Origin of the sequence: Bradyrhizobium sp. 62B, from assembly GCF_030272265.2 — a bacterium.
Taxonomy (GTDB): Bacteria; Pseudomonadota; Alphaproteobacteria; order Rhizobiales; family Xanthobacteraceae; genus Bradyrhizobium.
The window spans coordinates 168,671-193,256 of the sequence record NZ_CP092841.2 but is presented as its reverse complement, the minus strand read 5'-3'; the positions used below and the strand labels follow the sequence as shown (position 1 = coordinate 193,256).

General features: G+C 66.2%; 26 protein-coding genes. 11 read left to right on the top strand and 15 right to left on the bottom strand.

What is annotated here, in order from left to right; genetic code table 11:
- Window positions 1-28 precede the first annotated feature (28 nt).
- The 7 genes from ML401_RS00915 to ML401_RS00885 all read left to right on the top strand — a co-directional run bounded on the left by ML401_RS00915 (window position 29) and on the right by ML401_RS00885 (window position 4,466).
- Window positions 29-559, top strand: coding sequence for a DUF2628 domain-containing protein (locus ML401_RS00915; protein ID WP_285809155.1), 531 nt, complete (start codon window positions 29-31; stop codon window positions 557-559).
- The gene (gene hisH / locus ML401_RS00910) at window positions 556-1,206 is read left to right on the top strand and encodes an imidazole glycerol phosphate synthase subunit HisH (RefSeq protein WP_285809154.1); all 651 of its coding nucleotides are present in this window, start codon (window positions 556-558) and stop codon (window positions 1,204-1,206) included. The genes ML401_RS00915 and hisH overlap by 4 nt, the downstream gene beginning before the upstream one ends.
- On the top strand, window positions 1,203-1,940 hold the full coding sequence (gene hisA, locus ML401_RS00905) for a 1-(5-phosphoribosyl)-5-[(5-phosphoribosylamino)methylideneamino]imidazole-4-carboxamide isomerase (RefSeq protein ID WP_212064735.1): 738 nt from the start codon (window positions 1,203-1,205) through the stop codon (window positions 1,938-1,940). The genes hisH and hisA overlap by 4 nt, the downstream gene beginning before the upstream one ends.
- A gap of 10 nt (window positions 1,941-1,950) precedes the next feature.
- The gene (gene hisF / locus ML401_RS00900; RefSeq protein WP_027561669.1) at window positions 1,951-2,724 is read left to right on the top strand and encodes an imidazole glycerol phosphate synthase subunit HisF; all 774 of its coding nucleotides are present in this window, start codon (window positions 1,951-1,953) and stop codon (window positions 2,722-2,724) included.
- Window positions 2,725-2,813: 89 nt separating this feature from the next.
- On the top strand, window positions 2,814-3,140 hold the full coding sequence (locus ML401_RS00895) for a phosphoribosyl-ATP diphosphatase (protein ID WP_194405254.1): 327 nt from the start codon (window positions 2,814-2,816) through the stop codon (window positions 3,138-3,140).
- 27 nt (window positions 3,141-3,167) lie between these two features.
- On the top strand, window positions 3,168-4,124 hold the full coding sequence (gene coaA / locus ML401_RS00890; RefSeq protein WP_211415213.1) for a type I pantothenate kinase: 957 nt from the start codon (window positions 3,168-3,170) through the stop codon (window positions 4,122-4,124).
- Window positions 4,125-4,226: 102 nt separating this feature from the next.
- On the top strand, window positions 4,227-4,466 hold the full coding sequence (locus tag ML401_RS00885; protein WP_211415214.1) for a hypothetical protein: 240 nt from the start codon (window positions 4,227-4,229) through the stop codon (window positions 4,464-4,466).
- 4 nt (window positions 4,467-4,470) lie between these two features.
- Here ML401_RS00885 and ML401_RS00880 read toward each other — a convergent pair whose 3' ends face one another.
- From ML401_RS00880 to ML401_RS00860, 5 genes are all read right to left on the bottom strand, one after another.
- Window positions 4,471-5,529: an AI-2E family transporter gene (locus tag ML401_RS00880; protein ID WP_285809149.1), complete on the bottom strand. Its 1,059-nt coding sequence runs from the start codon at window positions 5,527-5,529 to the stop codon at window positions 4,471-4,473.
- A 125-nt stretch (window positions 5,530-5,654) separates the two neighbouring features.
- The gene (locus ML401_RS00875) at window positions 5,655-6,284 is read right to left on the bottom strand and encodes a histidine phosphatase family protein (RefSeq protein WP_285809147.1); all 630 of its coding nucleotides are present in this window, start codon (window positions 6,282-6,284) and stop codon (window positions 5,655-5,657) included.
- A 105-nt stretch (window positions 6,285-6,389) separates the two neighbouring features.
- Window positions 6,390-8,615 (bottom strand): ATP-binding protein, encoded by a 2,226-nt coding sequence (locus tag ML401_RS00870; protein WP_285809145.1) that lies wholly within the window; start codon window positions 8,613-8,615, stop codon window positions 6,390-6,392.
- A gap of 116 nt (window positions 8,616-8,731) precedes the next feature.
- The gene (locus ML401_RS00865) at window positions 8,732-9,199 is read right to left on the bottom strand and encodes a hypothetical protein (protein WP_285809144.1); all 468 of its coding nucleotides are present in this window, start codon (window positions 9,197-9,199) and stop codon (window positions 8,732-8,734) included.
- 96 nt (window positions 9,200-9,295) lie between these two features.
- Window positions 9,296-10,834 (bottom strand): YifB family Mg chelatase-like AAA ATPase, encoded by a 1,539-nt coding sequence (locus ML401_RS00860; protein WP_285809143.1) that lies wholly within the window; start codon window positions 10,832-10,834, stop codon window positions 9,296-9,298.
- A gap of 228 nt (window positions 10,835-11,062) precedes the next feature.
- Here ML401_RS00860 and ML401_RS00855 point away from each other — a divergent pair, with 228 nt between their 5' ends.
- Both ML401_RS00855 and ML401_RS00850 read left to right on the top strand, forming a co-directional pair.
- Window positions 11,063-11,308: a PilZ domain-containing protein gene (locus ML401_RS00855; RefSeq protein WP_011083489.1), complete on the top strand. Its 246-nt coding sequence runs from the start codon at window positions 11,063-11,065 to the stop codon at window positions 11,306-11,308.
- A gap of 80 nt (window positions 11,309-11,388) precedes the next feature.
- Complete coding sequence (locus ML401_RS00850) at window positions 11,389-12,165, top strand: tetratricopeptide repeat protein (protein ID WP_211415219.1); 777 nt, start codon at window positions 11,389-11,391, stop codon at window positions 12,163-12,165.
- Window positions 12,166-12,179: 14 nt separating this feature from the next.
- On the opposite strand, the gene ML401_RS00845 is transcribed toward ML401_RS00850, so the two are convergent.
- From ML401_RS00845 to rsmI, 7 genes are all read right to left on the bottom strand, one after another.
- On the bottom strand, window positions 12,180-13,469 hold the full coding sequence (locus ML401_RS00845; protein ID WP_194405246.1) for an AAA family ATPase: 1,290 nt from the start codon (window positions 13,467-13,469) through the stop codon (window positions 12,180-12,182).
- Window positions 13,466-14,200 carry a CpaD family pilus assembly protein gene (locus tag ML401_RS00840; protein ID WP_212064844.1) on the bottom strand — a complete coding sequence of 245 codons (735 nt, stop codon included), beginning with the start codon at window positions 14,198-14,200 and terminating at the stop codon, window positions 13,466-13,468. The genes ML401_RS00845 and ML401_RS00840 overlap by 4 nt, the downstream gene beginning before the upstream one ends.
- Window positions 14,201-14,252: 52 nt before the next feature.
- Window positions 14,253-15,770, bottom strand: coding sequence for a type II and III secretion system protein family protein (locus ML401_RS00835; protein ID WP_285812787.1), 1,518 nt, complete (start codon window positions 15,768-15,770; stop codon window positions 14,253-14,255).
- 10 nt (window positions 15,771-15,780) lie between these two features.
- Entirely contained in the window at window positions 15,781-16,593 is an 813-nt protein-coding gene (gene cpaB / locus ML401_RS00830; RefSeq protein ID WP_211415222.1) for a Flp pilus assembly protein CpaB, read from the bottom strand.
- Between the two features lie 282 nt (window positions 16,594-16,875).
- Window positions 16,876-17,820 carry a glutathione synthase gene (gene gshB / locus ML401_RS00825; protein ID WP_194405243.1) on the bottom strand — a complete coding sequence of 315 codons (945 nt, stop codon included), beginning with the start codon at window positions 17,818-17,820 and terminating at the stop codon, window positions 16,876-16,878.
- Window positions 17,821-17,830: 10 nt separating this feature from the next.
- The gene (locus ML401_RS00820; RefSeq protein WP_259218293.1) at window positions 17,831-18,232 is read right to left on the bottom strand and encodes a YraN family protein; all 402 of its coding nucleotides are present in this window, start codon (window positions 18,230-18,232) and stop codon (window positions 17,831-17,833) included.
- Window positions 18,219-19,169 (bottom strand): 16S rRNA (cytidine(1402)-2'-O)-methyltransferase, encoded by a 951-nt coding sequence (rsmI, locus tag ML401_RS00815; RefSeq protein WP_259218292.1) that lies wholly within the window; start codon window positions 19,167-19,169, stop codon window positions 18,219-18,221. Before rsmI ends, ML401_RS00820 begins: the two co-directional genes overlap by 14 nt.
- Window positions 19,170-19,509: 340 nt before the next feature.
- Here rsmI and ML401_RS00810 point away from each other — a divergent pair, with 340 nt between their 5' ends.
- Window positions 19,510-20,742 carry a penicillin-binding protein activator gene (locus ML401_RS00810; RefSeq protein ID WP_194405240.1) on the top strand — a complete coding sequence of 411 codons (1,233 nt, stop codon included), beginning with the start codon at window positions 19,510-19,512 and terminating at the stop codon, window positions 20,740-20,742.
- Between the two features lie 4 nt (window positions 20,743-20,746).
- On the opposite strand, the gene hemW is transcribed toward ML401_RS00810, so the two are convergent.
- Genes hemW through rph form a run of 3 tightly spaced genes read right to left on the bottom strand, consistent with a single transcriptional unit; the run spans window position 20,747 to window position 23,247 of the window.
- Entirely contained in the window at window positions 20,747-21,901 is a 1,155-nt protein-coding gene (gene hemW / locus ML401_RS00805; protein ID WP_211415227.1) for a radical SAM family heme chaperone HemW, read from the bottom strand.
- Window positions 21,888-22,523 (bottom strand): RdgB/HAM1 family non-canonical purine NTP pyrophosphatase, encoded by a 636-nt coding sequence (rdgB, locus tag ML401_RS00800; protein ID WP_285809128.1) that lies wholly within the window; start codon window positions 22,521-22,523, stop codon window positions 21,888-21,890. The genes hemW and rdgB overlap by 14 nt, the downstream gene beginning before the upstream one ends.
- Window positions 22,524-22,533: 10 nt before the next feature.
- Window positions 22,534-23,247 carry a ribonuclease PH gene (gene rph / locus ML401_RS00795; protein WP_211415229.1) on the bottom strand — a complete coding sequence of 238 codons (714 nt, stop codon included), beginning with the start codon at window positions 23,245-23,247 and terminating at the stop codon, window positions 22,534-22,536.
- Between the two features lie 205 nt (window positions 23,248-23,452).
- Between rph and hrcA the strand changes: the two genes are divergently transcribed.
- Window positions 23,453-24,541 (top strand): heat-inducible transcriptional repressor HrcA, encoded by a 1,089-nt coding sequence (gene hrcA, locus ML401_RS00790; protein WP_063198796.1) that lies wholly within the window; start codon window positions 23,453-23,455, stop codon window positions 24,539-24,541.
- Window positions 24,542-24,586 lie beyond the last annotated feature (45 nt).

Here is a 24,586-nt window from a genome sequence, read left to right as displayed (position 1 = left end):
ACTGAATTCCGAGGAACGGGGCATCACCATGCCTGTCTACACAGTTCACGCTCCCTCTCCTGCCGGAGCCGATCTGCGCGCGACCGACAAATTCGTGTTCGTGCGCGACGGCTTTCATTTCTGGGCGATGATCTTCGGACCGCTCTGGCTGCTGTGGAACAGGCTGTGGCTGGCGCTGATCGGCTATCTGATCTTCGTCGCCGCGTTCAATGCGGGGCTGTCGAGCCTCGGCGTCGGACGCCCGTCGATCTTCTTCGCCGACCTCATCGTCGCCCTCTTGATGGGTCTCGAGGCTGCGAGCCTGCGCCGCTGGACGCTGTCGCGCGGCAATTGGCGGCAACTCGACGTGGTGGTTGCCGACGACGAGGACACGGCCGAGCGCCGCTTCTTCGAGCGCTGGAGCAAGTCCCAGCACGGCATCGTCAATGATCAATGGGCCGTCGATCGCGGCGGCCCGCCGCCGACCCGCAGCGTGCCGGGTCAGCCATTCTCGAACCCGCCGCCGATTCCGGCCGGCGGCATCATTGGATTGTTTCCAGAACCGGGAGGGTCAAGATGAGCGTCGCCATCATCGATTACGGTTCCGGCAATCTGCATTCCGCCGCGAAGGCCTTCGAGCGCGCCGCGCGCAGCCTGGAGAACCCGCAAAAGGTCTTTGTTACCAGCGATCCGGACCAAGCTTACGAAGCCGACCGCCTGGTGCTGCCCGGGGTCGGCGCCTTCGCCGATTGCCGGCGCGGGCTCGACGCCGTCAACGGCATGGTCGAGGCGATCACCGAAGCGGTGCGCGTGAAGGCGCGGCCGTTCTTCGGCATCTGCGTCGGCATGCAGCTGATGGCGAGCCGCGGCAAGGAGCATGTCATCACCGAAGGCCTGAACTGGATCGGCGGCGACGTCGAGAAGATCACGCCGCGCGACGAGAGCCTGAAGATCCCGCACATGGGCTGGAATACGCTGGAGGTGCTCAGGGAGCATCCGGTGCTGAACAAGCTGCCGCTCGGCCCCAAGGGCCAGCACGCTTACTTCGTACACTCCTATCACCTCAACGCCGCCAACGAGGCGGACGTGCTCGCGCGCGCCGATTACGGCGGGCCTGTCACCGCGATCGTCGGCAAGGATACCGCCATCGGCACGCAGTTTCACCCCGAGAAGAGCCAGCGCTTCGGCCTTGCTCTGATCTCGAACTTCTTGCGATGGAAACCGTGATTCTCTTCCCCGCGATCGACCTCAAGAACGGCCAATGCGTGCGCCTCGAGCAAGGCGACATGGCGCGCGCGACCGTGTTCAACCTCAATCCGGCCGCGCAGGCGCAGAGCTTTGTCGAGCAGGGCTTTGAATATCTGCACGTCGTCGACCTCGACGGCGCCTTCGCCGGCAAGCCGGTGAATGCCGAGGCCGTCGAGGCGATGCTGAAGACGATCAAGATTCCGGTGCAGCTCGGCGGCGGCATTCGCGATCTCAAGACCGTCGAAGCCTGGCTCGACAAGGGCATCACCCGCGTCATCATCGGTACTGCCGCGGTGCGTGATCCGGAGTTGGTGAAATCTGCCGCGAAGACATTCCCCGGCCGCGTCGCGGTCGGGCTCGATGCGCGCGACGGCAAGGTCGCGGTCGAAGGCTGGGCCGAGACTTCGCAGGTCACGGTGCTCGAAATCGCCAAGCGTTTCGAAGATGCCGGCGTCGCCGCGATCATCTTCACCGACATCGCGCGCGACGGCCTGCTCAAGGGCTTGAACCTCGACGCGACCATTGCGCTCGCCGATGCCATCTCGATTCCCGTGATCGCCTCGGGCGGCCTCGCCTCGATCGAGGACGTCAAGGCGATGCTGACGCCGCGCGCGAAAAAGCTCGCCGGCGCGATTGCGGGCCGCGCGCTTTACGACGGCCGGCTCGATCCCGCGGCTGCCCTCACCTTGATCCGCAACGCGCGCACCGCCTAGGAGCCGACACATGTTCAAGGTGCGCGTGATCCCCTGCCTCGACGTCAAGGACGGCCGCGTCGTCAAGGGCGTCAACTTCGTTGACCTACGCGATGCCGGCGATCCCGTCGAGGCCGCCATTGCCTATGACGCCGCCGGCGCCGACGAGCTCACCTTCCTCGACATCACCGCCACTCATGAAAACCGCGGCATCATGCTCGACGTGGTCCGCCGCACCGCGGAAGCCTGTTTCATGCCTGTCACCGTCGGTGGCGGCGTGCGTGAGGTCAACGACATCAAGACGCTGCTGCGCGCGGGGGCCGACAAGGTCTCGATCAACAGCGCCGCGGTGTCGCGGCGCGAGTTCGTCAAGGAAGCGGCCGAGAAATTCGGCGAGCAGTGCGTCGTGGTCGCGATCGACGCCAAGCGGGTCAAGCGCCCGGGCGGTGACCGCTGGGAGATCTTTACCCATGGCGGCCGCAACTCGACCGGCATCGATGCGATCGAATATGCCCAGGAAGTGGTCTCGCTCGGCGCCGGCGAAATCCTGCTCACCTCGATGGACCGCGATGGCACGAGGCAAGGATTCGACATCCCGCTGACCCGGGCGATCGCCGACAGCGTGCCCGTCCCGGTGATCGCCTCGGGCGGCGTCGGCAATCTCGACCATCTCGTCGACGGCATCCGCGATGGACACGCCACGGCTGTGCTGGCGGCCTCGATCTTCCATTTCGGGGAATTCACCATCCGCGAAGCCAAGGAGCACATGGCCCGCCGCGGACTGGCGATGCGCCTCGATGCCTGACGACTCCCGTTCGTAAAAGTGCTACATGAGGTAGCGGGGATGGCCTCCGTAGCCAAGTCCGCTGCCTAGCGTGTTTCCGAGTAAGTCCGATGCCGCGTTTCACGATCCATGATCTGGCCGAGACCATCGACGCCCGCGCGGCGGCCGGCGGCGAGGCGTCCTATACCCGCAAGCTCCTCGACAAGGGCGCCGAGCATTGCGCAAAGAAGTTCGGTGAGGAAGCAGTCGAAACCGTAATCGCAGCAGTCGAAAACGATCGCGCGCATCTGATCGCTGAAAGTGCCGACCTGCTCTATCACTTCCTTGTCTTGCTCAAGGCCCGCGGCGTAAAGCTGGAGGAGGTCGAGGCGGCGCTGGACAAGCGGACGAACATGTCCGGGTTGGAAGAGAAAGCGTCACGCAAGAGCGGCAGCTAGTCAGGCTCTCAACGGAAAGGTCGCGTCATGGATATCCGCGCACCCGAGCAGCAGTATAATCCGTACCGCGTTTATACGCGCGAAGAGTGGTCGCGACTGCGCGACGACACGCCGATGACGCTGGAGCCGGGCGAGTTCGACCGGCTGCGCTCACTGCACGACCGCCTCGACCTTCAGGAGGTCGAGGACATCTACCTTCCACTGTCGCGCCTGCTCTCGATCTACGTCGATGCGATGCAGCGCCTGTATTACGCCGAGCGCCAGTTCCTCAACATCCGCGACCGCAAGGTGCCCTACATCATCGGCGTCGCCGGATCGGTCGCCGTCGGGAAATCCACCACGGCCCGCGTGCTCCAGGCGCTGCTGGCGCGCTGGTCGCCGCGTCCGAAGGTCGAGCTGATCACCACCGACGGATTCCTCTATCCCAACGCGGTGCTCGATCGGCAGGGCATCATGCAGAAGAAGGGTTTCCCTGAAAGCTACGACCTGCCGCTGCTGCTCAGCTTCCTCTCCGATATCAAGTCCGGCCGGCGTCATGTGCGCGCGCCGGTCTATTCGCATCTGACCTACGACATCGTGCCGAACCAGTGGGCCGAGATAGACCAGCCCGACATCCTGATCGTCGAGGGCGTCAACGTGCTGCAGACCGGCAAGCTGCCGCGGGACGGCAAGGCGGTGCCCGTGGTCTCCGACTTCTTCGATTTCTCGGTCTATATCGACGCCGACGAGGCGGCGCTGCGGCAATGGTACATCAAGCGCTTCCTGGCGCTGCGCGACACCGCGTTCACCAATCCCAAATCCTACTTCAACCGCTATGCGCTGCTGTCGGACGATGAAGCCACCGCCACCGCGATCGCGATCTGGGAGCGCACCAACCTCGCCAATCTCGAGGACAACATCCTGCCGACCCGCCCCCGCGCGACGCTGATCCTGAAAAAGGGCGCCGACCACACGGTGGAGAGCGTGGCGCTCAGGCGGCTGTGATCGCATCGGTTGAGCAGGCGCTGGTCTGTTCGGGCAAAAAGTGTCTTTTGTTGCAGACCGGCAAGCGGTATTCGGCTATGACCTTCGAAATGCGAGGGCTCCATGGTTGATCGTCTCAGAAGCGCCGCCGAGCATCTGGAAGCACCGACCTGCCCGGATTGCCATATCGAGATGAGATGGTGGCGATCCGAATTGCTCGCGGACGAGCCGGTTCCGATCATCGCGCACCTCTTCGTCTGCCCACATTGCAAGCGCGCCGCGCAGGCGGACACCATCTTCAAGGGAACTCCGGGGCCGCCCGAGAGGCTCTCCGCGCCGCGTTTTATGGCGCACGCCGCCTAACGGGTCACTTGCGGATCTGCTGCCGCTCTTTTGAACCGATGAAGATTTGCCATGCCGTCAGGAACATCGCGGCGACAAGCGGGCCGATGACGAAGCCGTTCGCGCCAAAGGTCGCAAGGCCGCCGAGCGTGGCCAGCAGCACGACGTAGCTGGGCATCCGGATCGACTGGCCGACCAGGACAGGACGCAGAAAATTGTCGGCAAGACCGATCACGAAGGTTCCGAAAGCGAGCAGGATGAGCCCCTTCGTGACCGAGCCGGCCACAAGCAAATAGAGTCCGGCTGGCGCCCAGACCAGGGCGGAGCCGAGCACGGGCAGAAGCGAAAGCAGTGCCATGATGGCGCCCGCCAGCAGCGGCGCGGTCAGGCCGAGCAGCCAGAAGATCAGCCCGCCAAGCGCACCCTGGATCATCGCAACCAGGATGATGCCCTTGATCGTCCCGCGAACCGCCAGCGTGAACGCGTCCAGGATCTCGGCGGTTTGGCTCGCGCGCAGCGGCAGCGCGTCGCGAATGCGCAGGTTCAGCTCGTCGCCGTCGCGCAGGAAGAAGAACAGCAGGTACAGCATCACGAGCAGGCTCGCGACGAACTCCAGCGTCAATTGGCCGAGGTTGATCGCATGCCCGGCGAGCTGCTGGCCGGCCGGGACCACCAGGCTCGACAGGCGTTCCTTCAGTGCGGTCAGATCGATGCCGGCCAGGCGATCCGATATGGAGGCGGCCCAATCCGGCAGCGCGGCTTTCAGCTGCTGCAGGGGATGAGCCAGATTGATCTCGCCGGTCTGAACGCGCTGGTAGAGCTCGCCGCCCTGGTCGATGAGCGACGCGATCACGATCCCGACGGGGATCAGGACCATGACGACCACCACGATGACGGTGGAGAGCGCAGCAAGGTTGCGCCATTCCGGAAACATTTCCAGGCAGCGTCGATAGACCGGCGCGAAGATGATCGCCAGCAGCGTGGCCCACAACACCGCGCCGGAGAACGGCCAAAGCAGCCAGCCGAACACGAGGGTGATCGCGCCGAGCCAGACGAGGAATGAGCGGTCTTCCGATGTTCTCACGTGTCGCCGGCCTCCAGTCGCACCTTACCGGACTTTGCTAGCACAGGACCGAGGCGGAGCGGCAAGTCACGGTCGCAAGTCACGCCCCGCCTCCGTCGCGCCGCCGGCCGGATGGATGCGGCCTGTCACTTGCGGGTCTTCGCGGTCCAATCCGCGATCTTGATGCGCCCCGCAAAGGTGGCGGGGCCGGAGCCACCGGCCTTGTAAACGAAGGCTTCGCCTTCCTGCACGTCGCCGGCCTCCTTGCCGAAGGCATCGGCGATGTTTGTCTTGTGGGTAATGAGGAACGTGTTGGTGCCGGCTTTCGGCGGCGTATCGACGAGTTGACGCACGGCCTGTCCCGCCTTGGCATTGGCGCCGGTCGGGTTTGCCATTCCCGACGCGCTGGCATTGCTGCTGTCCGTCAGCGCATCGACCGGCTTGACCTCGTGGCCGGAGATCAGCTTGCCGGCCTCGATCGCGCGGTTCAGCCGGCTGGTGTAGACATCGCCGATCGGGATCGCGAGCTCCTTGATTGCCGCCCCGATCTGGCGCGCCATGTCCCTGCCCTTGTCGCTGAGCTGGCGCTGCGCGCTCATATCGTCGAACTTGAAGGGATAGACGTCCTTTTGGCTGTCGTCGGTGGCGGTGTGCCGGAAGATCAGCACGTAGCCGCCTTGCTTGAGCGAGGCGATGAGATCAGGCGTATCGGCCGCGGCGTGTCGGGAGAAGCCGGCGAGCAGGACAATCAATGTGAGGCGGCAAAGCACGTTCATGCGCAAAATCCTCGATTGCAAATGCCCCCCGAGGATGGTGACGCGCAAACCGCTCGACTTCAATTATGGAATGCTGACCGGCCCGGGTTCCCGCGAAGTTCCCGATCAGACGGCCAGCCGCCGCGCGGCCGCGAGCCCCGCCAGCGCTTCGTCGAGCTTGTCGCGATCGAGCGGCTTGATCAGAAAGCCAGTCATGCCGGCTTCGAAGCAGGCATAGCGATCCTCCACCAGCGTATTGGCGGTGAGCGCGAGGATCGGCGTGTGGTGGCTGCCCGTGGCGGCCTCATGCGCGCGGATCCGCTTCGTCGCCTCGATGCCGTCGAGCTGCGGCATCTGGATATCCATCAGCACGAGATCATAGGGCGTACCGGCCGATGACGCTGCGAGCCAGGATTCCAGCGCGGCCTCGCCGTGCACGGCGATCACGACGCGATGGCCGAGCTTCGTCAGCAGCGAGCGCATCAACAGCGCGTTGATCTCGTTGTCCTCTGCGACGAGGATCGACAGGCCCTTTGCTTGTGGCCCGCCCTTAGCTTCAGCCGGTGGTTCCGGCGCGAGATCGGGCGAGGCGACCTCCGGCGTCAGCGAAAGGCGCGCGGCGAGCGAGGCCGCCCGCAGCGGCTTCACCAGAAAGCCGGTGAAGGCCGGCGACAACTTTTCATGGCGCGAGCTCGACGTCAGCAGGACGAGGCGCTGCGGCGCATGCGCGCGGGCCATGTCGCCCAGCTGGTCGGCCAATTCAGGGCCGATCGCGCGATCGATCAGCACGACGTGCCATGAGCGCTCGGGCAGCAGCGCTTCGGCGACGGCGGCGTCCGCAACCATGCAGGTCTGGCCGCCCCAGCGCTCCAGGCGCCGCGCAATCAGCGAGGCTTCGATGCCGTCGGCGACAAGGAGGATCGACTTGCCGGCGAGGTCGGGGCTCGGAAAGGCCGTCTGTCCCGCGCTGGCTTGCGACGACGGAAGCGGCACCGCGATCTCGAAGGTCGAGCCCTTGCCCGGCTCGCTTTCGAGCGTAATCCGGCCGCCCATGCGCCTGACGATGCGTTCGCTGATGGCAAGCCCGAGCCCGGTGCCGCCATAGGTGCGGGCGATGCGCTCGTCGGCCTGCTCGAATTCGCGGAAGATGCGCTGCTGCGCTGCCGGCGCAATGCCGATGCCGGTGTCGCGGACCAGGAAGCTGATCTCGTTCGGCCAGATGCCGGGCTCGACGATCAGCGCGACGCCGCCGCTGCCCGTGAACTTGATGGCGTTGCCGGCGAGGTTGAGCAGCACCTGGCGCAGCCGCGCGGCGTCGCCGACCACTTCCAGCGGCAGCCGCTCGTCGACATAGGCCGCGATCTCGAGCGACTTTGCCTGCGCGCGCGGCGCCAGCAGCTCGGTGATCTCCTCGACCAGAACCGAGAGCGCGAAGGGACGCTGCTCGAGATCGAGCTTGCCCGCTTCGATCTTGGAATAGTCGAGCAATTCCTCGATCAGCGCCATCAAGGCCTCGCCCGAGGTCTTGACCGCTTTGGCATAGGTCGCCTGCTCCGGCGTCAGATTGGTGTCGAGCAGGAGCCCGCCCATGCCGATGATGCCGTTGAGCGGCGTGCGGATCTCGTGCGAGGCCATCGCGAGGAAGCGCGATTTGGCGCGGTTGGCGGCGTCGGCCTGGTCGCGCGCGTCGGACAAGGCGCGCTCGGTTTCGGTGCGGTCGGTGACGTCGCGCCCCACGCTCTGCAATTCGGCGGGCTGGCCGGCATCGAGGCGGACATAACCCTCGCGCCAGGCGATCCAGCGCGCGCCGAGCGGGGTTGCGATCTTCTGGTCATGGATGCGCGTGCCGTTGCTCTCGCGCGCGCTGTCGCCCTGCTCCAGCACGTCGAAATTAAAACGCGTGCCGACCAGCGCGCTGCGCTTTTGTCCCGCGAGCGCGCAATAGGCCTCGTTGGCAAAGGTGATGCGGCCGTCGGTCGCGCGCAGCACGATGAGATCGCCCTGCTGCTCGAACAGGCTGCGGGCGCGTTCTTCCGCTTCCTTCAGCTCCCAATTGCGGTCGATTAGGGTTTCGTTGTGGGCGGCGAGCGTCCGCAGCCGTTTGGCCACGAAGCGCAGGCGCATGCTGAGCGTCGCAAGGCCGAGGCAGGCGATCGCGAACAGCAGGCTCGCGCCGATCGCAAAGGCATGGGGATCGTAGCCGGAGTTTTCCGACCGGCTGCCGGAGACGAAACCATAGGCGCCGCCGAAGGTCGCCGAGAAGATCATGAAGGAGCGGATCGCGAAGGCGATGCGGGGGTGCTGCCGCCTGAAACGGCGCATGCGCACCTTGATCCGGAACGTCCGACCCATCGCCAACCGACCTTTGTCTCAAACCCGCCGCCGCGTGCGACGATGTCGCCTCGACCTTGCGAACAGTTTGAGGCTTTGGTGCTGCCTCCAAACAGGGTTGATGGGGTGTTAACCCCTCAGAGCGAGGCGGCCTGGAGATGGCGATGGCTGCCGCGGGCGCCGACGATCAGCGCCGCCGCCTCGCGCTGCGAGAACGACTTCGAACGCACATAGATGCGGTAGTCCGCCGGCCCTTCGCTGGAGAGATAGATCACCTGGCCGCCATCGACGGGCTGCGCGGCAATCGAGACCAGGCGCGTGGAGGGATTGGCCTGGCAGGAATCCGGCTCGGAACCGAGGCCGTCGTCCACCACGGTGAAGTCCGCCGCGTCGGCATCGTCGGTGACTTGCACCCGCACCGTGGCCCGTTCCGGATCATCGGTGAAGGCGACATGCACGCCGGCGGTCCAGAACAGCGACGTCAGCTCGACCGAGGTGTCGCCGAGGGCGATGCAGGGATGCGAGACCGATCCGATCTCGGCGCGGGCAAACACCGCCGCCGCCAACAGGGGAACAACCGAGGCCAGGATCTTGAAACGCAACATGACACTCTACTCGCCGGGCCCTCGGGAACTCATTGGGCCTTATGGTTTGCAGAGCGTAAAGGAAACTCGTTACCGCCGGGTTGATGCGCGGAATGATCAAGCCAGCTGCCGCACATCCTCCGCGAGTGCGCGATAGGACAGCGCTTCGGCGAGATGCAGTCGGCCGATCTTGTCGGCATGATCGAGGTCGGCCAGCGTGCGCGCCACCCGCAGCACGCGGTGATAGCCGCGCGCCGACAGCCGCATCGTCTCGGCGGCGTCGCGTAGCAGTTTTGCGCCTTGCGCATCCGGCTTGGCGATCTCCTCCAGCACCGAGGCGGGCGCCTCGGCGTTGGTGCGAACATGGGGCAGGCCGGCATCCGCGTAACGCGCGAGCTGGATGTCGCGCGCCGCCGCCACGCGCGCCGCGACCTCGGCGGAGCCCTCCGCCGGCGGCGGCAGGATCAGATCGGCCGCGGTCACGGCCGGCACTTCGATGCGCAGGTCGATGCGGTCCATCAGCGGGCCCGAGATGCGCGCCTGGTAGTCGCCGGTGCAGCGGTCGATGCGGCCGCGCTTGCAGGCATAGCCGGGCTCGAACGCGTTGCCGCAGCGGCACGGATTCATCGCCGCGACCAGCATGAAGCGGGCAGGGTAGGTGACGCGGTGATTGGCGCGCGACACCGCGACCTCGCCGTTCTCCAGCGGCTGGCGCAGCGAATCCAGCACGCGCGGATCGAATTCGGGCAGCTCGTCGAGGAACAGCACGCCCTGATGCGCCAGCGAGATCTCGCCGGGCTTGGCGCGCATGCCGCCGCCGGTAAGCGCGGCCATGCTGGCGGAATGATGCGGCGAGCGGAACGGCCGCCGCGCCGTCAGCGCGCCGCCTTCGATCTCGCCGGCAACGGAGGCGATCATCGAGACCTCGAGCAGCTCGCCCGGCGACAGCGGCGGCAGGATCGAGGGCAGGCGCGCGGCCAGCATCGACTTGCCGGCGCCGGGCGCGCCGATCATGAGCAGGTGATGCCCGCCGGCCGCCGCGATCTCCAGCGCCCGCTTGGCGCTTTCCTGACCCTTGATGTCGCGCAGGTCGAGCGTGGACGCAGCAGGCTCGTGCACCTTCGGCAAGGGCCGCGACAGCACCTGCGTGCCCTTGAAATGGTTGGCGATCTGGATCAGCGAGTGGGCTGCGATGATCTGGATGTCCGGGCTCGCCCACGCCGCTTCGGAGCCGCAGGAGGCCGGACAGATCAGCCCTTCCTCGCGCATATTGGCGCCGATCGCGGCGGGCAGAACGCCGGCCACGGGTGCGATCGAGCCGTCGAGGCCGAGCTCGCCGAGCACGGTGAAGCCCGTCAGCGCATCCGGCGGGATCGCCCCGATCGCCGCCATCAGGCCGAGCGCGATCGGAAGGTCGTAATGGCTGCCTTCCTTGGGAAGGTCGGCCGGCGCCAGATTGACGATGATCCGCCGCGCCGGCAGCGCCAGCCCCGAGGCGATCAGCGCCGAGCGCACCCGCTCGCGCGCCTCCGATACCGCCTTGTCCGGCAGACCGACGATGGCGAAGGCCGGCAATCCAGGCGCGACCTGGACCTGCACGTCGACCGCGCGGGCCTCGATCCCCTCAAAGGCGACGGTGGAAACCCGCTGAACCATGCTCAAACCAGCCTGCCCCTCTCGCACAATTAGGGGTAGCAGAGCTTGGTCCTCTCCGCAAGAACAATACAGGAACATTCGCGGAGGGCGAGCAACCCCTAACCGATCGTAAACGCCAAGCCGACACACCACCTCAAATGCGAGCTTCTCCCCTCAGCACATTCCAACGAATGTCCGTTACTCCTAGGGCTGCGGGATGGGCCGTGGTCTAACGGGTGAACAATTCAAATGCTTGCAAATCGCCGGAGAAGCGAACGTCGGGTGTGCAGCCGGCTCGCCAAGATCCATTTTGGCGCGGGCTCGCTGCCGCGGGACTGCACGATCACGGATATCTCGGATGGCGGCGTGAAGGTCGTGGCGGAGTTTCTGGAAGTGCCGCCGCAATTCACCATCATCTTCGCGCCCGACTATTCCCGGCAGTGCCGCCTGCGCTGGCGCATCGGTTGCGAGTTCGGCGCTGAATTCACCGATTGAGACGCAAGGGCCCTTCGTCCTTAACGGGACTTTAGCGTTAATCGGTAAGCATCTCTGATCAGTTGCCGAGTGATCAGAGTATGTCCAAGCGTTCGTCCCTCGCCTTCCCCCCGGCGAGATTGCTGCTTCCCGCCCTCCTGGTGCTCGGCCTCGGCGGCTGTCAGACCACTGGCATCGAGGATGTCACCGGGGCGCTCGGCGGCAAGCAGGAGTCCGCCGCCAAAGCCGACGCCAGGCCGGAGATGGACGCGCTTCGCGAGCGTTACCGCGCCAAGCCCAGCGATCCCGCCATTGCGCTCGAATACGGCAAGGCGCTGCGCGATACCGGCCAGCGCGCGCAGGCGGTCGCGGTGCTGGAGCAGGCCGTGCTCGCCCATCCCAGCAACAAGGCGCTGCTTGCCGGCTATGGCCGTGCGCTTGCCGACAGCGGCAATTTTCAGCAGGCCTTCGACGTGCTCAGCCGCGCGCATACGCCTGAAGATCCCGACTGGCGGATATTATCGGCGCAGGGCGCCGCGCTCGATCAGCTCGGCCGCAATGAAGAGGCGCAGCAATATTACGCAAGCGCGCTGAAGATCGTGCCTGATGAGCCGCAGGTTCTGTCCAATCTCGGCCTGTCCTACATGCTGCAGAACAAGTTGCCGCGGGCCGAACAGGTGCTCGGCCGCGCCCATCAGCGCAATCAGAAAGACGTGCGGATCCGTGCCAACCTCGCCCTCGTGCTGGGATTGCAGGGACGCCAGGCCGAGGCCGAAATCCTCGTCAAGGCGGATTTGCCGCCGGATCAGGCGGCGGAAAAGGTCACGGCGCTGCGCCAGCTGCTGGCGAAGAAGCAGCAGCAGCGGGCCGAGAAGTAGCCCGGCCTTCTTGCCTACGAGGCCTTGCGATGCGGGGCCGATGGGCGGCCCGACCGGCCCTTCAGCTTCTTCAGCAGCGGCTCGAGCAACGAGCGCTTCGGCTTCTTCACCTCGCCGCGGCCGGCGAGGCGGTTCGCCATGTTCTGAAACAGCTCGGTGGTGCGGTGGTTCTTGGAGACTTCCGCGATCATCTGGCCGTTATTGGCCGCGGTCGAGAACAGCTTCGAATCGAACGGGATCACCGCGATCGGCTGGCTCTCCATGGTCTTGGCGAAGGCCTTGACGTCGATCTCCGCGCGCTTGTGCATGCCGACCTGGTTGAGGCAGTACAGCGGCGGCCGGTCGTTCGGTCGCGCCGCTTTCAGCACGCTCAGCATGTTCTTGGTGTTGCGCAGGTTCGCAAGATCGGGCTCGGCCACGATCACGATGTCGTCGGCGTTCACCAGCGCGCGCCGCGTCCAGCCGGACCATTGATGGGGAACGTCGAGCACGATGCAGGGCGTGGTCATGCGCAGCGTGTCGAACACGGCGTCGAAGGCTTCGGCGCCGAAATCGTAGACGCGGTCGAGGGTGGCGGGCGCAGCGAGCAGGCTGAGGCGCTCGGTGCATTTGGCGAGCAGGCGCTCCATCAGCGCCGTATCCGGCCGGTCCTGCGACAGCACCGCATTGGCGATGCCCTGCACCGGATCCTGGTTGTAATCGAGGCCCGCGGTGCCAAAGGCGAGATCGAGGTCGATCACGACCGAATCGAGCGACAGGTCACGGGCGATGGTCCAGGCCACGTTATGCGCAACGGTGGAGGCGCCGACGCCGCCCTTGGCGCCGACCACTGCGATGACGCGGCCGGTGATGATGGTCTCGGAGGCCGAGAACAGGCTGCAGATCGAGCGGACGACGTCGAGGGTCTCGACCGGTCCGACCACATAGTCGTTGACGCCGCGGCGCACCAGCTCGCGATAGGGCGCCGTGTCGTTGGGATTGCCGATCACCACCACGCGGGTGCCGGGGTCGCAGACGCCGGCGAGGTCGTCCAATCCCTCGAGAATGTCGCGCGTGCCGTCGGATTCGATCACGATCACGTTCGGCGTCGGCATCGACTCATAGACTTCGATGGCCGCGGCAAGGCCGCCGTCCTTGGCGGTGAGATGCGCCTTGGCAAGCCGGCGGTCCTGACCGGCCGCGGTCACCGCTTTGAGCGTCTGCTCGGTCTCGCAAAAGGCCTGCACCGAGATGCGAGGAACCGGCGCGATGTGTTCCTCGGGATGTAGCGAATCGTCCGCTTCTTCGTCGTGGATGCCCGTCATTTGCCTGTGTCGCTCAGCTTGGCCTTGTCGGCGTCGGGATTGGGAGTCGAGATCGCCGTGCCCTTGCGATAGCGCTCGAACGCGATGTCGCGCCGCGCGGTATAGGCCGGCGTCTCGGATCGTGGCTGCTCGAGATCGGCGGGGTTGTCGATCATTGCCGCGAGGTTGCGCTGGCTGGCGCAGCCGAGATTGAAAAAGGGCCGGTTCTCGTTGTAGCCGGGGTCGAGGATGTTGGGCCCGACGTCTTCCGGCCACAGACCGCAGGGACCGGCCACCGCGGCCATCCTGGAATAGCTCAGGCGAATCGTGGGCAGCAGCCCGGGATCTTCAGGGCGATAGGGATGCTGCACGATGGCACGCGACGGCACGCCGCCGGATGCGAGCACAGAGCGGATCTCCTGATAGGTCGCGGCCGCCGCGCGCGAATTCGCGCTGTCGACGGGAACGTCGACGACGACGGAGCCGGTGCCTTCCCGCACCCAGTCCCGCGCAACGCCCGCGACATCCGAATGCTGCGCAGCAGAGAGGCCGCCCCGCGCCTTGCCGACGAAGATCACGATCGACTTCTTGCCCTCCTGCACCGCGATCGGGTGACGCTGGCGGTAATCGGTCGGGACCGTCTGGGTGACGATGTCGCCGGTGGTGTTGCAGGCACCGAGCATGACGGACAGGCCCGTCAGTGCCAGCGCGATCCCAAAGCCGCGACGTCGATCGGCTGATGTTGTCGTCATCGCCTGGTCCCCTCTTGCCCCGTTCCTTGCCCCGATCCCCAGACCGTTCGTCTCAGTCGATGATGAACCCGAAATCTCCGGGCGTGCCGGCGACCGGATCGACAGGGCCCGCGACGCCGTAGAGGCGATTGACCCGGCCGAGCAGCGCCCTTTGTGCGTCCGAGGCAGGCGCAAAGCCGTCGTCGGGCCGTGACAATTCCTTCTGGGCGACGGCGCGCACCACATAGGGCGTCACGATCACCATCAGCTCGGTCTCGTTGTTGACGAAGTCCTGGCTGCGGAACAGCGCGCCGATGATCGGTACCTGGTCGACGCCAGGCAGTCCGTTGATTGCCTGCTTGGTCTGCTGCTGGATCAGGCCGGCCATCGCCATCGAGCCGCCCGAGGGAATTTCCAGGGTGGTCTCGGCGCGGCGGGTCTGGATCGAGGGAATGGTGATCGAGTTGCTCGAGGTCGAGGACACCGCCTGGGTCAAGGTGATCGAGTTGGTGTTCGACAGCTCCGAGACCTCGGTCATCACGCGCAGGCTGATACGGCCTTCGCTGAGCACGACCGGGGTGAAGTTCAGCGAGATGCCGAACTTCTTGTAGGTGACCTGGGTGGTGCAGACGTGAGTGACCGGATCGCAGGCATAGCCTCCGGGAATCGGGAATTCGCCGCCGGCAACGAAAGTGGCGGATTCGCCCGAGATCGCCGTCAGGCTCGGTTCGGCCAGCGTGCGCATGACACCGGCACTTTCCATCGCGCGCATGGTGGCGCTGACGGTGGCGATGCCCTTGGCGAGCCCGGCGACGCCAAGCCCGTTGCTGCCGACGATCGGCCCGCCCGAGACCGAGAACGGGTTGGAATTGTTGAAGTTCACCACCGCGGTGCCGGCGTTCAGGCTGGCGCTGAGATCGACGCCGAGCTGCTTGACGATGTCGCGGCGCACTTCGCCGACGACGACCTTGAGCATCACCTGGTCGCGGCCGCGCACGACGATGTTGTTGACGACCTTGTCCGATCCGCCGACCAGCTTTGCGGCGACGTCGCCGGCCTGCTGCGCCTCGACCGGGCTCGACACCGAACCGGTCAGCATCACGCTGTCGCCGACGCCTTCGATCTGCACGCCCGGCAGCGACTGGCGCAGGGCCGCGCGCATGCCGTTGAGATCGCGTTTCACCGCGATGTCGTAGGAGGCGACCTGCTGGCCGTCGGCGGCGAAGAACACGACGTTGGTCTGGCCGACCTGACCGCCGATGATATAGGCGCGCTGAGCCGAGCGGATGACCGCGTTGGCGATCTTGGGATCGGCAACCAGCACGTCCTTGACCTCGCGGGGCAGGTCGATGACGACGGATTTGCCGATACCGAGCGAGAGAAAACGCGTCCGCGCCGACGCCATCGTCGCGACCGGCGACACGCCGAGATCCGGCGCCTGCATCGGCGCCTGGTCGCCGACCGGCGCGTCCGCTGCCCTGACGCAGTCGGAGGCTGCGAGCAGCCCCAGCACCAGCATCGCCCCCGTCCAGAACGAGCGTGCGCGCTTCCCCCGAATGCGCGCGCCCGTCCGATTGTCCCCGTACTTCATCATGTCCCCATCACTTCTGTGACGTCAGTTGCCGCGTCTGCACGCCGTAGCGGATGACGTTGACGCCTCCGGAGCGCTTGGCTCCCTGGTCCTCGACCGTGACTTCCGTCGCGTTGGCATCGACGATGCTCCGCAGCGCAAGCTGCAGCGTGCCGCCCTGGCGCGCGGCCGACAGCGTGGCGACCTGGTCGGGCTTGAGCTCGAGCGTGACGGTCTTGCCGACCACGGCGTTCTGACCGTCCTTCTCCTTCGGCGCCTGGTCGATCGCGAGCACGCGGATATTGGTCAGGATGACCTCGGACAGGATGAGGTCGTTGCCGCCGGTCGGGCCGTTGGTATCGGGATTCTTCAGGCGGCGGGTCAGCACGATGTCGACGCGGTCGTTCGGCAGGATGAAGCCGCCGGCGCCGGTTTCGGCTGAAATCTCGGTTGAAACGGCGCGCATGCCGGAGGGCAGGATCGCGGCCATGAAGCCGGAGCCTTCGGCCTTGACCAGCTTCTGCTCGCGGATCGGCTCGCCCTGCATCAGCGGGACGCGCGCGATCGAGCCGGCGATCTGGCTCGCGGCCTCGGGCCTGCTGTCACGGCGGATGAAGGCGCTGCTCGCAGTCGCCGCCGGCCAGGTCTGCCATTGCAGATCGTCGGGCTTGAGTGCCTGGCCGAGCTGGATGTCGTTCTTGGCGATGAGGACTTCGACCGTCGGCAGTTTCTCGGCGACGGCCACAACGGGCGCGGGGGCATTCTGATAGCCGCTCGCCAGATAGGCAGCGACGCCGCCGGCAGCCAACGCGATGACGAGAACGACAATGCGTGCGGTGTTCATACGCTTTACTCATACGCGGGGCACTCGAACCGCACCTGGCGGGTCCCCCCGTGTCGATGAGTAGGGAGTAAAAGTATAAGGGGTCTTGCGAGGCCGAACGCGCCCGCCGGTCACGCCGGGGTCTTTCGGCAGATGGTGAACGTCCCGTTAGCCGGTCGGCCGGCGGCCCCGTAGATTCACGTAAGCGCGCTCGTGCGTTCGCACGAGCCCGAGCGCGTCATGGTGAACGGGTGGTTAGTGAGGGGACGGCGTGGAGAGAGAGTGCGGGCTCTCCAGTAAGAATCACTTCTTCCGCTTCTCTTCGATCACGTCCCAGATCTTCGCCGCGACATCCGGGCCGCCGAGCCGTGCAATCGCGCGGATACCCGTCGGCGAAGTCACGTTGATCTCGGTGAGGTTGCCATTGATGACGTCGATGCCGACGAACAACAGGCCGCGCTCGCGCAAGGCCGGGCCGACCGTGGCGCAGATCTCGCGTTCGCGCGGGGTGAGCTCGGTCTCCTGCGCCGCGCCGCCGCGCACCATGTTGGAGCGGAGGTCATCGGCGGCCGGCACGCGGTTCACCGCGCCCGCGAATTCACCATTGACCAGGATGATGCGCTTGTCGCCGTGCTTCACCTCGGGGATGAACTGCTGGATCACCCACGGCTCCCTGAACGTCACCGAGAACATGTCGAACAGCGAGCCGAAATTCATGTCCTGCGGCATCACGCGGAACACCGCCGCGCCGCCATGGCCGTGCAGCGGCTTCATCACGACGGCACCATGCTTGTCGCGAAACGCGTTGATCTCATCTAAGTCGCGCGAGATCAGCGTCGGCGGCATCAGCTGCGGGAAGTTCATCACGAACAGCTTTTCCGGCGCGTTGCGCACCGAGGCGGGATCGTTGACGACAAGCGTCTTCGGATGGATGCGCTCGAGCATGTGCGTGGAGGTGATGTAGGCGAGGTCGAACGGCGGATCCTGGCGCAGCAGTACCACGTCGAAACCGTTGAGCGCTTCGCGCCGGGGCTCGCCGAGGGTGAAATGATCGCCGGGCTCGTCGCGCACGGTCAGGAGCTGAACCGGCGCGACGATCTCCTCGCCGACCATCGAGAGCTTGTCCGGCGTGTAATAGGACAGGCCATGGCCGCGCTTCTGCGCCTCCAGGAGCAGCGCGAAGGTGGAATCGCCCTTGATGTTGATGCGGGCGATGGGGTCCATCTGGACGGCGACGTTCAGTTTCATGGTCTGCCTTTCAGGTCGAGGCGTCGAATGCCGCCAACACATGGCGCGGAAGTGAGCGCGGTGCAATCAGCATGGCGTCGAATCGCAATTCGAATTCGGCATGCTCGGGATGCGCCACGAGCCAGCCTTGCGCGGCGTCGATGATGCGCTGCTGCTGGCGCGGCGTCACGGCGAAGGCGGCATCGTCCAGCGTGGCGCGTGCCTTGACCTCGACGAAAGCGATCAAGTTGCGGCGGCGCGCGACGATGTCGATCTCGCCATGCGGCGTGCGGTAGCGCTTGGCGAGGATGCGGTAGCCCTTGGCCATGAGATAGGCGGCGGCGCGGCTTTCCGCGGAGATGCCGGTGCGGAACGCGGCGACGCGCTCGGGCGAGGCGACCTTGGGTTCCCTCGGCGTCTCAGCCTTCGCCATCGCCGCCCCGCAAATCTTTTGCGAGCTCGAGCGCGCGGGCATAGACCTCGCGGCGCGGCCGGCCCGAGAGCGCGACCGCATGCGCGACGGCATCCTTGACGCTGTGCGCGGCCAGCTGCTCGCGCAGGAGCTCGTCGAGCGCATCCGGTGTCAGCACCCCGGCGTCATCAGCCGGCGGCGCGATCACCAGCACGAACTCGCCGCGCGTCTCCAGCCCATCGGCATCGCGGACCAACTCGGTCAGCTTTCCCCGCGAGACCTCCTCATGCAGCTTGGTCAGCTCGCGGCAGATCGCGGCCTCGCGCGTGCCCATGATCTCGGCGAGCTCGGCGAGCGTGTCCTGCACCCGGTTGCCGGAGTCGAACATCACCAGCGTCGCGTCGATGCGGGCGAGCTCGGTCAGGCGCGCGCGGCGCGCGGCGGATTTCGCCGGCAGAAAACCCTCGAAGAAGAACCGATCGGTCGGCAGCGCCGCGACCGACAGCGCCGCCAGCACCGAGGACGGCCCGGGCAGCGCATAGACGGCGTGGCCCGCGGCGCAGACCTCGCGCACCAGCTTGAAGCCGGGATCCGAAATCAGTGGCGTGCCGGCGTCCGAGACCAGTGCGACCGAGCCGCCGGCCGCAAGCGCCTCCAGGATTTTGGGACGGGCGGCCTCGGCGTTGTGCTCGTGATATTGCTTGAGCTGCGCGGTGATGGCGTAGCGCTCGGTGAGGCGCCGGGTGATGCGGGTGTCCTCGCAGGCGATGACATCGACGCCGGCCAGCGTCTGCAGCGCCCGCAGCGTGATGTCGCCGAGATTGCCGATCGGGGTTGCGACCAGATGGAGGCCCGGTGCGGCCTTCGGCGCCGGGAGCCGATGGGCGTCAATGGAGAAGCCGCGCGAGGCGGCGTCTTGGGCTTCAGGCGTATTTATCGGGGCCGGCTTTGCGCGCATAATGAAGTCAACTTAGGCACGATCCGCAGGGCTTGGAACCAGCTCCTGGAAAAAGATCGTGCCGAGGTGAGGGGTGAGGAAGGACTGGAATGTGATCCGACAAGCATCACATTCGAAGGGAATGAAGCATCAGCGTCATATTCACGGCGAAAACGCCGCCTTGATGCTGGATGACGGACGGTGGACAGCTAGCCAGGACTTTGGGGTGCGGCCGCGTTAAGCGATCATTATCCTTTTGTTTTAGTTAACTATTTGCCGACAATATGCCTGAATCCGCGGCCTTAGTCGCGGGACGAGTGTTGTGACCGGCTGGCGATCGCTGGTCAGAAGAGAAGCTGCCATGGTGGGCCCGCGCGATTTGAAGTCTCCCGTCCAGGGGCCCCCGATGTCAGGGGCGACCCGCCGGAGCGCGCTCGGCCTGTTGCTTGGCGCGCCCCTGCTGTCGGCCTGCGCCGGCGTGCAGCAGAGTCTCAGCCAGTTCTCCAACCCGTTCTCGAGCTCGGCACCGCCGGCCCAGCCGGCAGGTCCCCCGCAGCAGGCGACCACCGCCGGCACCGGCGGCGTGAAGGTCGCCGTGATCCTGCCGCTGTCGGCGGCCGGCAATGCGGGCCTTGCCGCGCAATCCATGCGCAACGCCGCCGAGATGGCGCTGGCCGAGTTCCAGAACCCGAACATCCAGCTCCTGATCAAGGACGACAATGGCAGCCCGCAAGGCGCACAGGCGAGTGCGCAGCAGGCCGTCGACGAGGGCGCCGAGATCATCCTCGGACCGCTGTTCGCGCAGTCGGTGCCGGCGGTGGCGCAGATCGCGCGCACGCGCGGCATCTCGGTGATCGCGTTCTCGACCGATTCCAGCATCGCCGGCCGCGGCGTCTATCTGCTCTCCTTCCTGCCGGAATCCGACGTCAACCGCATCGTTGAATATTCCGCCGGCATCGGAAAGCGCTCCGTCGCCGTGCTGGTGCCCGACAACGCCTATGGCAATGTCGTCGAGGCCGCGGTGAAGGCGGCGGTGCCGCGCCGCGGCGGGCGCATCGTCGCGTTCGAGAAATACGGCGCCGATCGCGCCACGCCGGCGCGCACCGTGGCGCAGCAGCTCGGCAGTGCGGACGCGCTGTTCATCGCCGATGACGGCGATGCCGTGGTGACGGTCGCCGATGCGATGACCGCCGCGGGCGCGAACCTGCGCAACATCCAGCTGCTCGGCACCGGCCTGTGGGACAATCCGCGGGTCTATGCCAATGCGAGCCTGCAAGGCGGCCTCTACGCCGCGCCCGATCCGGCCGGTTTTCGCGCCTTCTCGGGCCGCTACCGCACCAAATACGGCGCCGAGCCGATCCGCACCGCGACGCTGGCCTATGACGCCGTCGCCCTCGTTGCCGCGCTCGCGCGCACGCAGGGCACCACGCGCTTCTCGCCCGACGTGCTCACCAACCCCTCGGGTTTCGCCGGCATCGACGGCCTGTTCCGTTTCCGCGCCGACGGCACCAATGAGCGCGGGCTCGCGGTAATGAAGGTGACGCAAGGCGGCGGCGTTGCTGTCGCGGGTTCGCCGAAGAGCTTTGGAGCGTAGCTCGCTACGCCGCGAGATCCGCGACCACCGCATCCAGCACCGGAAATCCGCTGCTGGTCACGCGCAGCCGTCCCGTCGGATCCACAATGATCGCGCCTTCCTCGCGCAGCAGCGCGATGCGTTTGGGATCGAGCTGGCGGCCGGAAAGTGTTCTGTAGCGCTCGGGATCGATGCCTTCGGCAAGCCGCAATCCCATCAGCAAAAATTCGTCGGCGCGCTCCTCGCTGTTGAGGAGATCGTCGGTGACGACGCCATGGCCGTTGGTCTCGACCCGCATCAGCCAGGCTTCGGGACGCTTCTCGGTGGCGGTCGCATGCCTGACACCGTCGATGTCGAGGCGGCCGTGCGCGCCGGGGCCGATGCCGGCATATTCCTCGCCGCGCCAATACACGAGATTGTGCCGGCACTCGGCGCCGCGCCGCGCGTGATTTGAAATCTCGTAGGCGGGCAGGCCGAGCTTGTCGCAGGTTTCCTGCGTGACGTCGTAGAGCGCGCGCGCGACCGCTTCATCCGGCGTCTTCAATTTGCCGGCCTGGTGCAGGCCGAAGAACGGCGTGCCTTCCTCGATCGTCAGTTGATAGAGCGACAGATGCTCGGCCGCTTCATCGATGGCGAGACGCAGTTCATCGGCCCACATCGCCGGCGTCTGGTCGGGGCGGGCATAGATCAGGTCGAATGAGTAACGGTCAAACGAGCGTCGCGCGATGGCGACGGCATCGAGCGCCTCGCGCGCGCTGTGCAGGCGGCCCAGCGCCTTGAGCGAGGCATCGTCGAGCGCCTGCACGCCGAGCGAAACACGGTTCACGCCGGCGGTGCGATAGCCGGCAAAGCGCGTGGCTTCGACGCTGGTGGGATTGGCTTCGAGCGTGACTTCGACGTCGCCTGCCACGCTCCAGTGCTTGCCGATCGCGTCGAGCACCGCGCCGACGGTCGCGGGCTGCATCAGCGACGGTGTGCCGCCGCCAAGGAAGATCGAGGTGACCTCGCGGCCAGGCGCGCGCTCGGCGGTCGCTGCGATTTCGCGCGCGAAGGCGGAAGCGAAGCGCGCTTCGTCGATCGGGGCGTGGCGGACATGACTGTTGAAGTCGCAATAAGGACATTTCGACAGGCAGAACGGCCAGTGCACGTAGACGCCAAAAGCTTCTTTAGCGCGGCTCAAGGCAGATCTCCGCCAGTTTCACGAAAGCGCGGGCACGGTGCGACAGGCCGAGACCGAGCGGCGGCAGGCCGTGCTTCTCGATGCTCTCCATCTCGCCGAAGGTGCGGTCGTGGCCGTCGGGCAAGAACATCGGATCGTAGCCGAAGCCGGCGGTGCCCCGCGGCGGCCAGACCAGCGTGCCGTCGACGCGCGCCTCGACCTCTTCGAGATGATCGTCCGGCCAGGCCACGCAGAGTGCCGAGACGAAATGTGCCTTGCGCGTGTCCGGTGTGGTGGCGCCGCGCTCCTGCAGCAGGCGCTCGATCTGCGCCATCGCGGCGTTGAAGTCCTTGGAGGGACCGGCCCAGCGCGCGCTGTAGATGCCGGGCGCACCGTCGAGCGCGTCGACCACGATGCCGGAATCGTCGGCGAAAGCGGGAAGCCTGGTCGCCTGCGCCGCCGCGATCGCCTTGATCGCGGCATTGCTGCGGAAATCGTTGCCGGTCTCCTCCGGCTCGGCGAGGCCGAGCTCACCGGCCGACACCGCCTCGACGCCGTGGGGCGCGAGCAGCTCCCGCATCTCGGCAAGCTTGCCGGGATTGTGGGTGGCGATGACCAGCTTTCCGGTGATTCGGCGGTGCATGGCTTATTGACTACGCCACGGCCAGTTTCTGCAAGTCCACCAGACGCGCGATGCCTTTCTGCGCCAGGGCCATCAGCTTCAGGAACTCGTCCTGCGTGAACGGTTCGCGTTCCGCGGTGCCCTGCACCTCGATGATGCGGCCATCGCCGGTCATGACGAAATTGGCGTCGGTCTGGGCTTCCGAATCCTCGGCATAGTCGAGATCAAGCACCGGCGTGCCGTTATAGATACCGCAGGAGATCGCGGCGACGTTGTCGCGCATGACATTGGCCTTGATCATGTTGCGCGCCTTCATCCAGTTGATGCAATCGGCGAGGGCGACCCAGGCGCCGGTGATCGAGGCGGTGCGCGTGCCGCCGTCGGCCTGCAGCACGTCGCAATCGACCGTGATCTGGCGCTCGCCGAGTGCTTCGAGGTCGACGATGGTGCGGAGCGAGCGGCCGATCAGGCGCTGGATCTCGACGGTACGGCCGCTCTGCTTGCCGGCGGCGGCCTCGCGGCGGGTGCGTTCGGAGGTTGCGCGCGGCAGCATGCCGTATTCGGCGGTGACCCAGCCGCGGCCCTGGCCCTTCAGCCACGGCGGCAGGCGGTCTTCCAGCGTGGCGGTGACGAGCACATGGGTGTCGCCGAACTTCACCAGGCACGAGCCTTCCGCATATTTGACCACGCCGCGCTCCAGCGTCACGGGGCGCAATTCGTCGGGCGCACGGCGGCTTGGCCGCATGGGAAATCCTCCAAAACTCACGGGATAAGGCTGTTGGCGGTGCTTGTAGGTGGGGTGAGGGTGGGCGGCAAGGGCTTATTCATCCCCCGATTTCTCCCTCGATTCCTCTCTCGATTCCTGCCCTGATTCCGGGTCCGCAAACGCCACGCTTGTCAGACGCCTCGGGGATAGACAAATTATGAGTATCTGAGAGGAGTTACCGTCTGTGGCCCATCACGATCCGATCCATCTGATCGCGCCGCGCGCAGGCCTTGCCCAGCTCAACGAGCGTTCCCGCGACATTTTTCGTCAAATTGTCGAAAGTTATCTCGCGACCGGTGAGCCCGTGGGCTCGCGCAATATCTCGCGCCTGATCGCGATGCCGCTGTCGCCGGCCTCGGTCCGCAACGTCATGGCCGACCTGGAACAGCTCGGCCTGATCTATGCGCCGCACACCTCCGCCGGCCGGCTGCCGACGGAACTCGGCCTGCGTTTCTTCGTCGACGCCCTGATGCAGGTCGGCGACCTCAACGAGGCCGAACGGCAGTCGATCCAGAGCCAGCTCACATCCGTCGGCCAGGCCCACTCGGTCGAGGCCGCGCTGGACCAGGCGCTGACGCGGCTGTCCGGCTTGACCCGGGCCGCCGCGGTGGTGCTGACGCCAAAATCCAATGCGCGGCTGAAGCACATCGAATTCGTCCGTCTGGAACCGGAGAAAGCGCTGGTCATCCTCGTCGGTGAGGACGGCCAGGTCGAGAACCGCGTGCTGACGCTGCCGCCCGGAGTTCCCTCCTCGGCGATCACCGAAGCCGGCAATTTCCTCAATGCGCGAATCCGCGGCCGGACCCTGGCGGAAGCGCGGCTTGAGCTCGAGACGGCCTTGGGCGAGGCCCGCGCCGAGCTCGATCAGCTGGCACAGAAGGTGATTTCCGCCGGGATCGCCAGCTGGTCCGGCGGCGAGAACGAGGACCGCCAGCTCATCGTGCGCGGCCACGCCAATCTGCTGGAGGATTTGCACGCGCTGGAGGATCTGGAGCGGGTCCGCCTGCTGTTCGACGACCTCGAGACCAAGCGCGGCGTGATCGATCTGCTCGGCCGGGCCGAGACGGCCGAGGGCGTGCGCATCTTCATCGGCAGCGAGAACAAGCTGTTTTCGCTGTCGGGGTCTTCCACCATCATCTCGCCCTATCGGGATGCCGCCGGCCACATCGTCGGTGTCCTGGGCGTGATCGGGCCGACGCGGCTGAATTATGCCCGCGTGATCCCGACCGTGGACTACGCCGCTCGCATCGTCAGCCGCCTATTGGGGGGCTGATCGGGTTCGATCCGATCACGGCCGCTTGATTTTCGCGGCTCAAAG